We start from the raw sequence: 13,783 nt of genomic DNA on the forward strand, positions 1-13,783 counted from the left end.
CACCGCGCGCTCACGCAGCTCGGTCGGGTACCTCGAGGGACGTGCCATGAGAGTGATCCTTCCAACGAATCAGCTCTCCGGACATGCCGGGGCGGTTCAAACGACTGGTCGAGCCCGATGCGGAGTGCTGGGTCGCTGGTCGTGAGTCGTGAGAGGGCGTCGCGACTCGGGCCGTCGTTGGGGCTCAGTGCTCGTAGCGGTAGATGCGCAGGGCGAGGGCGTTGGTGACCATGCCGGCGTAGAGGACGTCGAGCATCTGGTGGTTGAGGTCGAGGCTGGCCGCGCGGCGGTCTGCGAGGAGTCGGTTCTTCATGTCCGAGAACCACGACTCGATGTCGTTGCGCAGGCCATAGGCGCGGCGGAACCGCTCGTCGCAGCGCGCGATCGGCTGCATGAGGGCCAGTGCCTTCTGCTGCTTGGAGCGTGCGGCGGACTCGGCCGGGGTGGGCTTGCCTGGCTTGTGGCGGGGCTCGTAGATGGTGTCGAAGTCCAGGAAGGATCGGGTCTGGCGGCAGTAGAGCTGGTGGGTGGAGACGATGGTGTGGTGGCCGGTGACGGGGTCGGCGACGGGGGCGGAGTGGCTGCAGGTGACGCGCTGGGTCTTGTGCCAGGCGCCGTCGTACCAGTCGACGACCCAGAAGGCGCCGTCGTCGACGTGGACGGAGTGGGTGCACACGCTGCCGCGGGGGTGGGTGTGCTTGATGTCGCGGTAGAAGTCGTGCTGGCTGCGCACCGTGATGAGCTTGTTCTGCGAGCTGACGTAGTGGCTGGTGCCCAGGGGCAGGCCGTGGCCGGTGGGAATGCCCTTCTGGGTCTTGGCGATCAAGCCGGCGAGGTCGTGCCGCTCGGCTTGGCGGTCGTGGGCCATCGCCTCGATGAGTGTGTTGTTGGGCCGGATGGACTTCTTCGCCCGGGCCTTGGCCTTCTTCTTCGTCGTTTGTGAGCGCGCGTTGCGGGTGGTGGTGTCGTTGCCGGTGCGTCGCAGGGTCTCCTGGGCGTCGAACTGGGGGACACGCAGCGCCTGCTCGGCGAGCATGTGGTCCAGCTGCTCCTCCTCGGTACGCCCCGCGGTCGCGACCTTCGCGGGGATCACGGTCTGGATGCCGTGCTTGGCGGCGAGGTAGTCGGTGGTCCAGCCGTGGAAGCCCTTGTCGTAGGTCAGGGAGTGCATGCCGTCCTCGGTGTGCTCGACGATGCGCTCGGTAAGCTCAAGTGCGGCGAGGTTCTCCCCGCGCAGGGCACGTTGGACGCCGAGGAAGACGCGGCCGTACTTGGTGCGGGTGACGCCGACGACGTGGTTGACGCCCATGACCTTGCGCCCGTCCTTGGTCGTGGAGTGCACCACTTGCTGCTCGCGGATGGTGGCCTTCGACTTCGCCTTGGAACGCAGCAGACGCTCCACTCCCTGGGGGTCGGTCCAGGACTTGGCGTGGCTGAACGGGCTGAGCCAGGTGCCGTCCATCGAGACGTTGTGCCTGGGGGAGGGGTCGGCGAAGTTGCGGGGCTGGTGGGCCTTGAACTGACCGAGCTTGCGAGCGCGCTTCGCGCCGAGCTTGGTCGCGGCATCGAGCAGGTCGGTCAGGACCTCGGGCACCGAGACGTCCTCGGTGCGGTCCAGCGGGGGCAGCCACCGGGAGCGCCACTTACGGACGGTGTCCGGGCCGGGTGGGACCGACGGCAGCGTGCGTCCGGAGAACTCGCGGACCAGCTTGCGCTTCTTCGCCCACACCGTCGGGGCCGCGTTGGCGGCCTCGACCTGCTGGCGGTTGCCGTAGATCCGGCTCTCGACGTCGAGGATGAAGCAGGCGAGGTCGGCAGGACGGACCGGACGGTTGGCGCCGGGTCGGTGGCGGGCGAAGACGTCGAAGAGTTCGTAGAGGTGAGGGTCGCTGAGCATCGCGTGCGCTTGCTGAGTCTTGGTGGGGGCCTTGCGCAGAGCTGGCATGAGCTTGGTGTCCGTCCTGGCTGGGCTCTGGTTGAGCCGTGCAAGGGGCACCGTCAAGACGAAGTCGGGGAGCGCAATCGCCGGTTACGACGGCTGGCCGAGAGTCCAGGATCGTGCTGTTCCGCCCCCGGGAGCGCTGAGCGAGACGCTGCGCAGCATCGTGGATGCCAGCTGAGACCGTGGGCGAACGCGGTGGGGTCGCGACCGCCGAGGGACCAGTCAGCGACGTGGAGCGCCTTGGGTGACGCCGGAACCCGGGACTTCAAGCGGAACCCGCTCGCAGCGGACTTCGGAAGAAGTCTCGATCTGTCGGACGAAAGTCTTGAGAGCGTCGTCGCGTGACCATGGGCGAGGGGCGGGCGTCTCTGCTGGAACCAGGGCCGGTGCGTGGCCGTCTCACAGGTGCCACCAACAGGAGCCCGCGAAGGGAGAGACCTGCATGAAGTATCGACGGGTGAACGCGCGTTGGCTGCCGTCAGTGCTGGCTACGACGGCCGTGCTTGCCATGTCGGGGTGTACCGGGAGCGACGACGCCGAACGCCCGGCGCCGGTGTCTGAGCCTTCTGCCACCGACACGCCGGAGACGGAAATCATCGTGGACGCATCCTGTCCCGCTCCGGAGTGCACTCAGGTGTACGTGATCACAAATGAAAGGGGTCCGGCCAGGCTGGTCCCCATCCCCAGCGCAAAGGGTCTCCAAGGACCGGCCAGCAGACCCTCACCCAGCCGGGACTTGCCGCTGCCACCCGACGCGCGGGTCAAGGACGCAGTGCAGGAACTCATTGAGACTGACCCGCCGAACCACTTGAAGTCTCTGTGGCGCGGGGACTGTGCACCGGCTGATGGTGTCCGCGATGTCGAGGTCACTCGGCAGCGCATCACGATCACCGTGACCTCGACTCCCATGGTGTGCGACCTGTCCATGGAGAGTCTCCGGATGCAGGAGCAGCAGGTGGCGTGGACCGCGACCCAGGCGGCCGAACAGGACGTGCCTGTCGTTGTCGAGTTCGAGCGGGGTGACTACTTCCGTGGCCCCGTCACCGCAGACCCGCGCTACCTCGCCTGACACCGACATCATCAAAGGATCCGGCACGGCTGCGTCGTTTGCCGCCGACGTGCGCAGTCGCGGCGGCCACCTCGCTAACGCCGGCTCCATGTTCGTGCAGGGACTCAATCGCACCGCCTGCCAGCCCCGCGCGGGTCCACTTGCGCGTTCCTCGGCCCGGGAACTGACGCCTAGAGGTTGTGTCCCACCGGGACCGAAGCGACCGAAAACCAGGGTTGGGGATTCGATGAGGCAGCACCTCGAGCTCCCTGGTCCTGGCTAGCGTGGTCGCGCTGACTAGCGCCTGCATGAGCGAGGACACAGGTCCGGCGGGCAACCGGGCCCCTTGCGGTGGAAGCACTGACAGAACGGTGGCATGTGTGAGAGCCACTACGAGGATGTCGTGGTCGCTGAGAGCCGCCGTGCCCTAGAACGAGACCATGTCCCGGGCGTGCCCGGCGGACGGCTACGAAGCCAGGATCGCGGCCCACCCCGCCGGGAACCGTGACATCCGCGTGGACATCGTTGATGTGCTCAACAAGCGAGGCGGAGGGTCATCAGGTCGACGTCCTCCGGCGACCGATGAGCGCTGGTTCGCCGGTCAGTGGGCCGAGTGCATGTGACTGACGGCCGACGGCGTGGAGCGTGGCTTCACATCGAGTGGCGAGCACGCCTGAAGCCCGCTTCCCGCAGAACTAGCATGACCGCATGGACACCACCCGCGGGCTTGCCGACCGCGACTCACAGGTGGTCCCGACACGTCCTGACATGAAGACCCGCGCCTACATCGCACTCGCCGCGGCGCTTGTTGGTCTGGCGCTCGCGCTCTCAGACTTCCTCGGCCTCCTGTCGTTCGTCCTGGCAGTACTCGCCCACGCCCTCGGCTGGGCAACCCGCACAGCCGCTCCCACAGGCAATGGCGCTCGTACCGCCGCGACCATCGCCATCGTCATCTCCGGCATCGCCATACTCGTGGCGCCCAACATCTGAGCAGCGCCGCGCCAACAGACGAGGAACGACCAGATGCATCACGCACCCCAAGCGTTGGTCAGCCTCCCGAGGGAGTTCTCACAGGAGGCCCCGCGCCGACGACGCCTGCGCGCTGCCGCGCAGACCCGTTTCCGCCCTTCCGCTGCCGATGGATCGCCTGCCGGTCATCGCAGCCGGACTGCGAAGGTAGCGCGCCTCGGGATCATTGGGCTGGCAGCGGTCTTCCTCGCTGGGTGCGGCACGCTGCAACGAGACGCAGACGACCGAGCCGCCCAAGTCGCCAACTATTCAGTTCCAGAAGGCGTCAGTAGTGCTATCGCGTCCTCGGGCGCCAGCACGCCGGACGAGCGAGTTCGCGCAACCCTGCAATGGTTCACGGACCCGTACCTGACAGTCGCAGAGACTCAGGGTTCCACCTGGGATGCGACCCCTCGCGGTGGCACCAAGATCGAAGTCGGCGTTTTCAAGGCGATGGAATCGGGCTCGTTCTTTCCGCCGGAGGCGGGGAAGACCGCCATTGGTCTGGCGTGCCGTGTTTACGACGTCGCGGAGGCAGTCACGGCCACTGCGGTGGAGTGCTCGGACAGACTCCGAGAAGAGCAAGAATCACAAAACGACATGGTCAACAGTTCACAGCCATAGCGGTGACACGTCGAGGTGTGAGCCACTCGCGCTGACGACCCGCGAGCTCGACCACGGCGCGGACCACTTCTGCGACGGCGAGCCGAGCATCACCCGCGCGCAGCCTCCGCGGTGGCCCTACCAACCTCGGCCAGGTAGTGGCCCGCATCGAAAGACGTGGTCGCGAGACCATCGATGGGAGGCGACGGGACGACTTCAACTGCGACGCCGTGGCCCCACACTGGACCTGTGAGCAGAGGGACCGTGCGCCGAGTCGGGCGCATCATCACCGTCGTAGGCGTCGTAGGCGTCGTAGGCGTCGTAGGCGTCGTAGGCGTCGTAGGCGTCGTAGGCGTCGTAGGCGTCGTAGGCGTCGTAGGCGTCGCGTATCTCTCCGCCCACGAGGGCCGCCCACCCTTCCAGCGAGCCGGGATCAGCGAGTTGCGCAGCTCTACTGAGCGGGGGACTTGCGGACCGGCGCCGTGCGGCGTCGCGGTGTCAGAAGCCCCCTCGACCGCCCATCACCCAGGCAACCCACACCAGCCCGCAGCCGAGGCACAGCCAGAGCAGCACACGGTAGGTGCGGGTCCACGAGGTGAAGCCGAGCACGAGGGCAGGCGCTCCGCAGAGCGACCCCACCGCGGCGAGGACGAGCTGAGCGCTCCATCGCCAGTGCTGAGCGTCGTCGCCGCTGCAGTTGTCGCCACACCGCAGGGCCCACAGGACCAACGAGAACAGCACCCAGCAAGCGAGTACGGCTCCCGCGCCCAGACTGAGCAGGGCCCTAACGAGGTGACGGCGAACAGGACCTCGATGGTGGGTCACGCCAGGGCTGCTCATGCGCCTGATGGTGCCAGCCCTACCTCCGTTCGGCAGTAGATCTCCGGCGGCGCGCTACGACCCTGCGCCCGGCTGCTCGCTCCCCGCCTCACCACGCCGAGCCGTTGCGGATCCGGCACCTTCGCGATCCGACAGATCGCACTGGGCACAGCAGCCTCAGAAGTTGTCCGTACCGTCCCTATCAACGAGATGCAGTATCGAGAGGCGCTCTAACAGACCCTTGAGGACGTCCAGTACCGAGGGCGGTCGTCGTGGAGTTCTACTGCGAGAGCGACCTCAACTAGGCGGATCGCTTTGGGACGTTCACCGCAACCGCTGACGCCACCCGCCAGGCGGAGGCGCCGACCACCGACGTCCGCATCAAGGTCGTCGAGGATCCGGGCAGCTGAGAGCCTCGCGCGCCGAGGTCAGGGACTTGGCTCCGAAACCCCAACGTGGCGGTGGGGTGGCCGGGCGGGGCCGCATCCCTGGTTCGACTGCGGCACACGCAGCGGCGTGCGAAGGAGGTTCGCGGCCAAAGGAGTGGACTCGACGGCGCGTGTGACGGCGCCGCTACGGTCAGTGGGGTGACAACTTCCCGAGCAGCGTCCGGCAGTGGTCCCGAGAGGGATTCTGAGGCGGCAGGGGGCAGCGAACCCACGCTGCTGACTCAAGGCCCTCCGGACGAGGAGACGGTTCGGCTTGAAGCCATGGTCGGCGGCACCTTGAGGCTCAACGAGCGTGGGTGCTTCGAGGTTGGTGGCTACCTCCTGCTCGCACCGCACGGCTCAGCGGTCAGCACAGATCCCCTTGGGATCACCATCCCCGGCAAGGGCTTCATCCCCGTCGGTGGTGCTGTCTCTGGCGGCGGCGGCTATGCCGACGACGAGGAGCTCAGCGAGGGCTACCAAGCGATGGCGACCCCCAGGACCAAAGGAGTCGTGCTGCTCAACCCTGAAGCCCCACAGCGACCCTGATCGGGCGCAGTGGTGACTTCGGCGCGGCGGTCTCCAGAAGCGTCAGCCCGGTCCCGAGCGAAGGGGACACGGCGTTCTGCGCCGTAGCTCACCGTCAGGGACGGGACTGCGGGCGCTCCCTCTGGCGCTAGGAACCCGTAGGCGGAGAGGCATGTCGCACGGCATGGTGCGTCGTCTGGTTGCTGTGTGCCGCGGCCGTTTGAGGTCGCGTGAAGGAACCGAACGCGCGGCGTAGCCGTCCACTCCGTGTGCGACGACAACCTCTGTTGCTGATCATCGCTCTGGTGGTGTTGACGGCAGTGCCCTTGTCACAGCTGCCCGCGGCCGCGTCTTGTCCCACTCCCTACATCAAGAGCAGCAGCAAGCTGGTGCTCGAGCGCGGCGCGGCTACCACGCTTGAGGGGCGCGCTTTCGTTGAGGGGTGTCGGGACAGCATGGGGTGCTCGACTGGGCTGGGTTGCGATGCCTGCAGGTGGCAGGAGCCGCCTGAGGTGCCTCTGCGGGACGTGAGTCTGCGGTTGGTGCAGGCCGATCGGACATGGGACCTGGCTGTCGCAGACGCGGGCATGGCTGAGAACAATCAGCTGGGATGGGTCACGTGGACCTTCGAGGTTCCCGTGGGCGCGATCCCTGGCCCGGCCAAGCTGGTCCCTGAGCACGGTGAGGGTGTCCGCGTCGAGATCGGCTGACGCGGTCCGCTGCCGTCCCCATTCTCATGCGCGCGCCGTCTGCGACCGGAAGTCCAGCCCGAGAACTCTCGCAAGAGACCTCTACCGGCGCGCGATACCACCAGTCGTCCGTTCGCCCATCGAAGCGGCAGTTCGAGACGTGGGACCGGCGTCTTTCACGGGCATTTCGTTCGGCTTTCTGGCTCCCAGAAAGCCACGTAGTCACCGCCGGGGGAACAGCCGATCAACATGCCCTCGGGTCCGTGCACTTGCCATGCCTCGTATGTCGGGGCGGAGTGCACCGTCAGGGTCGCCGAGCCCACACCGAGGACGAGGGAACCGTTCGTCGCGATGTGAGCGGAGCTGACCTCTTGATCGATGAGCGGCAGCAGCGCGCCTGCTGCCCCCGCCGACAGCGGTTCGCCAAACCACCGGGAGGTGCGGTCCCTCACTTCGATGGGCGCCTCGAGGACCACCTCGTGATGGGGACCGACTTCCAGTCTGACGTCGTGGCCCATGCGGAACTGCAGAAGTTGGTGCCCGAGCAAGGTGGTGAGCAGTCGGTTGGCGCCCGCGGCCTCGCTGTTGTCCCGGCCTTCGACGCCGCCCTGTCGTTCCTGGCCGTGGGTGGACCGGATGACCGGGTGATCGCTCATGCTTCGGATTCCATCACGCAACCCTCAGCACTCACCGCCTGTTGCCTCGGCCGAGCAGTCGGGGCATGCGCGTTCTGGAGGCCGTCTGAAGCGTTCTGCGGTCGTTCGGCCGGTGACAGCGGGTTCAGGGGTGCCTAGCCTCGAAGGGCTAGGAGGACGCGATGTCCGATCCCACCCCTAACTCCATGTCCAACTTCACCCTCGCTCCTGCCGGCACAGGCACCGCTCACGCTTCTGCTGCTGATGGTGCTCCGCTGGCCGGTGCCGGCGTGGTCGATCAGCCAGTGCCCTCGCCGCCTGCGCCGCCTGCGCCGCCTGCGCCGCCTGCGCCGCCTGCGCCGCCTGGACTGCCTGGCCCGTCTGGGCGGCCGGGGTTGCCGGGGGTGGCTGAGTTGGTGCTTGGTCACTGGGCGCAGCAGGGGGACTTCACACCGGCGACGTTGGAGAAGTGCGGGGAGACCGTGGCGCGGTTCACGCGGCGGCTGGACCGTCAGGGCGTGGTCGCGGTCAGCGAGATCAGCGCCGAGCACTGTGCGGGGTTCATCGACGCCCTGACCAGGGACGCGACGACACCCTCGTTGACCACACGGCATTCGCGTCGTTCGGCGATCCGAATGTTCTTCCGCACGCTGCGCGAGCTCGGCTACGAGGTGGGTGACCCGTCCCTAGATGTACGGCTGCCCTCGCGCACCAACGCGGCGGCTAGGCCGTTGAGCGAGGTCGAGGTCACCTTGTGCCGGGCCTCCTCACGGTTGGGGGAGGCCGGCGGTCGGTCGCTGCATCGTGCGGTGTGTTGGGCGTTGGGGGAGACCACGGCGGTCTCCAGTGAGATCTCCGCGGTGCGGGTCGGTGATGTGGACCATCCGGGCCAGCCGCGGTGGGTGCGGTTGCCCGGGACCCGTCGCCACGACCCGCGGCTGGGTGAGCTGAGCGATTGGGGAAGCCGGATCGTGGCGCGCCAGCTCGAGCTGCTCGCCCAACGTGGCGCCACCCCGGCGACGCTGCTGAGCTACCGGGGTCAGCAGGTGGGCGGCGGCACGCACGCCCAGTCCGCGGTCTGCAACGCCCTGGGTGGGGTGCTCACGCTCTCGGGGCTCGCCGCCGAGCCCGATGTGCGGCCGGCCTCGGTGCGCAACACGGCCGGCCGCCGGCTCTATGAGGCGGGGTTGCCGATCGAGCAGGTCGCCCGCCGGATGGGCGCCCGCAGCCTGGACACCGTCGCGGCCGACATCGCCTTGGAGTGGAGGGCCAGCCCATGAGCCGCGAGCACTACAACACCTGGACGAGGATCCGGGCGGTGCTGACCTCCCCGACCGTCTATGAGCTGGGGCGGGTCTTGGAGCCGGAGCATCTGGTCGGGCGGCGCCCGGAGAACCCGGCCTACGTGGTGCTGGCCTACGGGGTGATGGCCCGGATTCTGCGCTCGGGGATCCGCGTCGAGCTCGATCTGGCCGAGGGCCACACCTGGGCCGCGGCCCGCAACCTGATGATCCGCACCATCGCCGAGCGAGGCCTTGACCTGCCGCCACCCGGAGCCCGGCCACCGAAGTGGGACCACTGGCGGTTCCTGCGCAACCACCACCTGGCCACCGAGGACGGCCTCGGGCTGCTGGGCCGCGAGTTCCCCCCGATCGCGGTCGCCGCCGCCCGCCGCATCGGGCTGCTCGACCCCCACGGGCCGGGGTCGCTGACCCACCCCGACCAGACCCGCGTCACCTACGGCGACGGCACCCTGGTGCGTCCCCTGTACCGGCCGCCGGCCGCGGTCACGGTCGAGAACGACGACGGCACCACCTCGATCGCCTACCCCGACCCCCGCACCGGCCAGCTGCTCGCGGCGCCCCCGCACCGCTTCGACCCCGACCTCCAAGCGCACCACGGCCGCGCCGGCCCGGTCCTGACCCATGGCTACGTCTGCTGGCACGCCCGCGGACCCCACCCCTACGAACGCATCGACCTGGCCGCCGGCCACATCCCTGCCCCCGGCGCCGAGGCCGCCACCGCGGTCGAGCTGCTGCGCGACGTCCACCGCGCCGCGGGCACCGGGATCCAGCTCGTCGTCTACGACGGCGCCCTGCGCGGCACCCACATCGAGACGATCATGCGCAACTACGGCTACGCCGTCTTGGCCAAGCAGCACGCCGACGCCGCCGGTGATGACCGCGAGGGCCTCAGCCTGGTCAAGACCCCCAACGGTCACCGCGCCCGCAGCATCCCGCTGGGCACCATCGCCCACGACCTGCCCAACCGCACCTGTCGCCACCACATCGCCGCCGCCGCGGGCCAGGTCGTCGAGATCGACCTCGACGACTCCGGTGACCCGGTGGTCGTCTCAACCCTGTCGCGGAGCCACGTCAAACGACAACGACGCCGCGACGGCCACTACCACTTCAACGTCGGCTACCAGCTCGCCTGCCCCTACGAGACCGTGACGGTCTGGCTCAGCCCCCACCCCGACAAGAACGCCGCACCCGGTGACCACCGCCGCCCCGAACAGCTGCGGATCCTGCCCACCGGCGACCCCGACGCGCTCCGGCTCGCCGGGATCCGCTCCGATGCCGAGAGCTTCCACTCCAACTACAAGCGCACCCTGATCGTCAACCGCGCCATGAGCAAAGGCTGGCAACGCGGCCTCATCGACCTCTACTGCTTCACCGTGCTCAACAACGCCCTCGCCGAACACCGCCACGCCGAACAGACCCAACCCAACACCCGACGCCTCAGCGCCCTGGGCCCCACCGGGCTCACCTCCACGAACCGGCTCGCCTGACCCACAGCGACCCGCCCCCGAACCCTTCCGGCCGGCCCCGACCTCTCGCCCCGCGCTGCTGGTTTGTGCCGCGGCCGGCGCGGCGACTGCGCTCACCCCGCCGCTCCGGACGATGCCCAGCAGCCTCACGAAGGGGAGGCGGACGGCCACCGCCCACCAGGGGCACCGCTCCCAAGAACTCAACAGAGGAACACGACAAGGAACACAGCAGACGGCCATCAAGACGGCCCGCAAGACGGCCACTCAAGACGGCCATTCAGGACGGGCCGTGGCGGCGGCAGCCGCCGGGTGCGCACACCGAGCAAGAACGGAGGTGGAACCCAGCCGCTCACGCGCACCCGGCGACAGCGCCGCCGAACCCGGCCCCAGCTAACCGCCCAGCCACCTGACCGTGGTGGTTTCCGGGCGGGTCCCACGGCCGGCCCACACGGCAGCCGAAGCCCGCGGAAGCGACAACAGCAGCGACACCACAACCGACAGAAAGGAACGACGATGAAGGATCGATCTGCTGGTCCGGCCGCGCCCGCGCGCTGTCACGACGACATCGGCCTCGCGCTACGGATCGTGACCGGGGATCTGCCCCCGACCACGGACCTCGCCTTCGGTGATCCCGCGGCGCAACTGCCGGAGTGGATCGACCGCCGAGTCCTATTGCAGAGCCGCGTTTGGGTCGACCGTTACACCGTGAGCCACACGTTGGGCGACATGAGTTCCAGCTACCGCTCGAACGTGCTGAGCTACCTGAGCGAGCACGCCGCGGAGTGGAAGCAGCTGGCCCGCGCTTGGGAGATCCTCGCCGCCATCGAGAGCCTGATCAGTGGGCCTGAGGCCCGCGACCACCTCGAGGAGCTCGACCGCCTCACTCCAGGCTGGACCTGCCACAGCCCCCTGGGTCACACGCTCCACCACCTCAACGACACCCAGCCCGGGCCGCTGGCGCCGGCCCCGACGTGGACCACCTGTGCTGAGACCGACGCCCCACAGATCCTGCGCGACGAGGACGGCGGCCGCTGGCGGGTCACCACCCACAGCACCACCACCTACCTCCTCGACCTCGACCGGCGCCGCATCCAACGACGTCCCGGCGCCCCAAGCGCAGCAGCTCCGGGCTCAACGGGCACCTCGCCACGAATCACGCTGATGGAGAGCGACGGCCGATGGGCACAGCTGGAGTACCTCCTTCGATGCAGGATCGACGACGCCCTCGTAGCGCTGGGGCCCCACTACGGGGCGCTCGGCGGCTACTACGTCTCGACCCCCATCACTCGCATCGAGCGTCGTTGAGCCAGGCGAGGAAGGGAACCAATCGACCGATCCGTGCGCGCCAGACAGCTGCTTGGGTAGCAGTGCCGAGCTCACCGCAGTGTCACCGAGCGAGCAGTGATCCGCGCCGCTGCTCGGGCGGATGAGAGCTACCGCGGTGACCCCGGCGTGCGACCCGCCGATCAGCGCGGTGCATCGGAGTAGTTCTTGCGAAGAGTCACGCGGACCTTGCTCTCGGCTTCGGTCCGAGCCGCCCCTCGATGCCTCGCCGGACCGCTGGGACGTGGCCCGAAGCGCCCAACGGCGCAAACCGAGCCATCAGAGCCCCGCTGAGCCGGCCAAAGCGCCGGACTCAGCTTCGCCACCTCTGCAAGCTGCAGGTCCTGCGCGCAGCGACCGATCACCGCTGGGCCCAGCCCCACTAGGTTTGTCTCACCGCCCGTGTTGCAACTCCATGACGGCGTGGTCGGGGGCAGCTACGGTGTCGGGCATCGCGACTCGGCTCGGTAAGGCGTGCCGCTCGGTGTCGGCGAAGATCGACACGGTCGCGGACTCGGGTTGAGCCAACAGCCCGTTCACCGGTGATGTCTCGTGGGGGATGAGTCGTGGGCAAGAAGCGTGGCTTTTGGGCCGAGATCCAGCATCAGGCCGCCGTGGCCGAGCGAGAGCGTCAGCGCGCCCTTGCCGCGGCGGAGCGAGAAGCGAACCGACAGGTGCGCGAGGCCGAGCAGCGGCGTGCCCGCGCGGAGCGCGCCCGTGTCGCCGCGATCAAGCTGCAGGGACGGGAGAAGGCCGCGGCCGAACGCGAGGCCAAGCGGCTGCACGCAGAGGCACAGCAACTCATCGTTGAGGCACGCAACGCCAAGGTGGAAGCAGACCTCGCCGACATCGACTCCGTACTGCAATCAACCTTGGAGGTCGATGACCACGTTGATCTCGAGGCTCTGCGCATTGAGGCTGTCCACCCGTCGTTCAACTCCAGATTCCAAGCACCGATCCCGGCGCCACCGCGTCTGACCCCACCGCCGGCGCCGGAGCTGGACGAGCCCGCGGCACCAACAGGGATCGGGGGCCTGTTCGGCAAGAAGAAGCACGCCGTCGCCGTAGAGGAGGCACGCGCCGAGCACGCACGTGCCCTTCAACTCTGGCAGGGCGAGGTCGACGCTCTGCCCGGCCAGCAGCAACAGCTCGACGATGCGCACGCCAGTGCTGAGGCCGAGCGCATGGCGAGCCTCGCGGCAGCGCGCCAGGTCTACGACGAGGAGTGCCGAGCACGGCAGGACGACGTCGATGCCCGTAACGCGCGCTTGGATGCGCTCATCGCCGCCTACGACGCCGGGGACCAGGCAGCGGTCGAGGAGTACTTCTCCATCGTCTTCGGCAACTCCGTCTACCCAGAGACCCTCAGCATCGAGATCGACCAGACCTACCTGCCTGAGGACAGGGAGCTAGAGATCGCCTTGAGCTTGCCGACGCCTGCGGATGTGCCCGCCGTTCGGGCGTACAAGTACACGAAGGCCAAGGATGAGATCACCCAGACCGCGCTGACCCAGAAGGAGCAGCGAGAGCGCTACAACAACCTGGTGCACGAGATCGTGCTCCGCACCCTGCACGAGGTGTGGGAGTCGGATCGACATGGCCATGTCGAGACGATCAACCTCAAGGCTGGCGTCGGGCACATCGACCCAGCTACCGGACGGGAGACCACCACGCCACTGGTCGCCGTCGCGGCAGACAGGGCCACGTTCACCGAGATCGATCTCGCCCGCGTCACCCCGGCCGAGACTCTCAAGCACCTGGCCGCGGTCGTGTCGAAGAACCCCTTCGCGCTGACCCCGATCGTGATGAACGACGGCGTCCGCGGATGACCACCTCACACGAGGCTGGAGACGGATGGGAGTTCAACCCGCCACCCGGCTGGCCGACCCCACCGCCGGGATGGCGGCCCCCGCCCGGGGGGTGGAGTCCCGACCCGGCCTGGCCCCCGGCGCCCGCCGGGTGGAGCTTCTGGGTCCGCGCCACGCCAGCT

Annotated in this window: 11 protein-coding genes; 8 read left to right on the top strand and 3 right to left on the bottom strand. The window is 68.5% G+C overall.

Annotated elements, in window-relative coordinates:
- Window positions 1-184: 184 nt before the first annotated feature.
- Window positions 185-1,945, bottom strand: coding sequence for a hypothetical protein (locus IG63_RS0115095; protein WP_030485191.1), 1,761 nt, complete (start codon window positions 1,943-1,945; stop codon window positions 185-187).
- A 439-nt stretch (window positions 1,946-2,384) separates the two neighbouring features.
- On the opposite strand from IG63_RS0115095, the gene IG63_RS22740 reads away from it, so the two are divergent.
- Together IG63_RS22740 and IG63_RS0115105 are read left to right on the top strand one after the other, a co-directional pair.
- Window positions 2,385-3,011 (top strand): hypothetical protein, encoded by a 627-nt coding sequence (locus IG63_RS22740; RefSeq protein ID WP_157210205.1) that lies wholly within the window; start codon window positions 2,385-2,387, stop codon window positions 3,009-3,011.
- Window positions 3,012-3,698: 687 nt separating this feature from the next.
- A complete protein-coding gene (locus tag IG63_RS0115105; RefSeq protein WP_030485193.1) occupies window positions 3,699-3,980 on the top strand; it encodes a hypothetical protein in 282 nt (93 codons plus the stop codon).
- Window positions 3,981-4,817: 837 nt separating this feature from the next.
- On the opposite strand, the gene IG63_RS0115110 is transcribed toward IG63_RS0115105, so the two are convergent.
- On the bottom strand, window positions 4,818-5,003 hold the full coding sequence (locus IG63_RS0115110; protein ID WP_030485194.1) for a hypothetical protein: 186 nt from the start codon (window positions 5,001-5,003) through the stop codon (window positions 4,818-4,820).
- Between the two features lie 1,127 nt (window positions 5,004-6,130).
- Between IG63_RS0115110 and IG63_RS0115120 the strand changes: the two genes are divergently transcribed.
- Window positions 6,131-6,397 carry a hypothetical protein gene (locus IG63_RS0115120; RefSeq protein ID WP_030485196.1) on the top strand — a complete coding sequence of 89 codons (267 nt, stop codon included), beginning with the start codon at window positions 6,131-6,133 and terminating at the stop codon, window positions 6,395-6,397.
- A gap of 266 nt (window positions 6,398-6,663) precedes the next feature.
- Window positions 6,664-7,086 carry a hypothetical protein gene (locus IG63_RS0115125; RefSeq protein WP_030485197.1) on the top strand — a complete coding sequence of 141 codons (423 nt, stop codon included), beginning with the start codon at window positions 6,664-6,666 and terminating at the stop codon, window positions 7,084-7,086.
- A gap of 155 nt (window positions 7,087-7,241) precedes the next feature.
- On the opposite strand, the gene IG63_RS0115130 is transcribed toward IG63_RS0115125, so the two are convergent.
- Window positions 7,242-7,721, bottom strand: coding sequence for a DUF6188 family protein (locus IG63_RS0115130; RefSeq protein WP_030485198.1), 480 nt, complete (start codon window positions 7,719-7,721; stop codon window positions 7,242-7,244).
- 383 nt (window positions 7,722-8,104) lie between these two features.
- On the opposite strand from IG63_RS0115130, the gene IG63_RS0115135 reads away from it, so the two are divergent.
- The 4 genes from IG63_RS0115135 (at window position 8,105) to IG63_RS0115155 (ending at window position 13,622) form a co-directional block, all read left to right on the top strand.
- Complete coding sequence (locus IG63_RS0115135; RefSeq protein WP_030485199.1) at window positions 8,105-8,980, top strand: tyrosine-type recombinase/integrase; 876 nt, start codon at window positions 8,105-8,107, stop codon at window positions 8,978-8,980.
- On the top strand, window positions 8,977-10,491 hold the full coding sequence (locus tag IG63_RS0115140) for a hypothetical protein (protein WP_157210207.1): 1,515 nt from the start codon (window positions 8,977-8,979) through the stop codon (window positions 10,489-10,491). Before IG63_RS0115135 ends, IG63_RS0115140 begins: the two co-directional genes overlap by 4 nt.
- Before the next feature lie 492 nt (window positions 10,492-10,983).
- Window positions 10,984-11,775, top strand: a complete 792-nt coding sequence (locus IG63_RS0115145) for a hypothetical protein (protein ID WP_157210208.1) — start codon at window positions 10,984-10,986, stop codon at window positions 11,773-11,775.
- A gap of 584 nt (window positions 11,776-12,359) precedes the next feature.
- The gene (locus tag IG63_RS0115155) at window positions 12,360-13,622 is read left to right on the top strand and encodes a hypothetical protein (protein ID WP_030485202.1); all 1,263 of its coding nucleotides are present in this window, start codon (window positions 12,360-12,362) and stop codon (window positions 13,620-13,622) included.
- Window positions 13,623-13,783: the final 161 nt, after the last annotated feature.

Source organism: Nocardioides aequoreus (assembly GCF_000720335.1).
GTDB classification, from domain to species: domain Bacteria; phylum Actinomycetota; class Actinomycetes; order Propionibacteriales; family Nocardioidaceae; genus Marmoricola; species Marmoricola aequoreus.

What these genes read in the sequence shown, in the direction of transcription:
- IG63_RS0115095 (WP_030485191.1), bottom strand. Translation starts at nt 1,945, where the DNA reads ATGCCAGCTCTGCGCAAGGCCCCCACCAAGACTCAGCAAGCGCACGCG.
- IG63_RS22740 (WP_157210205.1), top strand. Translation starts at nt 2,385, where the DNA reads ATGAAGTATCGACGGGTGAACGCGCGTTGGCTGCCGTCAGTGCTGGCT.
- IG63_RS0115105 (WP_030485193.1), top strand. Translation starts at nt 3,699, where the DNA reads ATGGACACCACCCGCGGGCTTGCCGACCGCGACTCACAGGTGGTCCCG.
- IG63_RS0115120 (WP_030485196.1), top strand. Translation starts at nt 6,131, where the DNA reads ATGGTCGGCGGCACCTTGAGGCTCAACGAGCGTGGGTGCTTCGAGGTT.
- IG63_RS0115130 (WP_030485198.1), bottom strand. Translation starts at nt 7,721, where the DNA reads ATGAGCGATCACCCGGTCATCCGGTCCACCCACGGCCAGGAACGACAG.
- IG63_RS0115140 (WP_157210207.1), top strand. Translation starts at nt 8,977, where the DNA reads ATGAGCCGCGAGCACTACAACACCTGGACGAGGATCCGGGCGGTGCTG.
- IG63_RS0115145 (WP_157210208.1), top strand. Translation starts at nt 10,984, where the DNA reads ATGAAGGATCGATCTGCTGGTCCGGCCGCGCCCGCGCGCTGTCACGAC.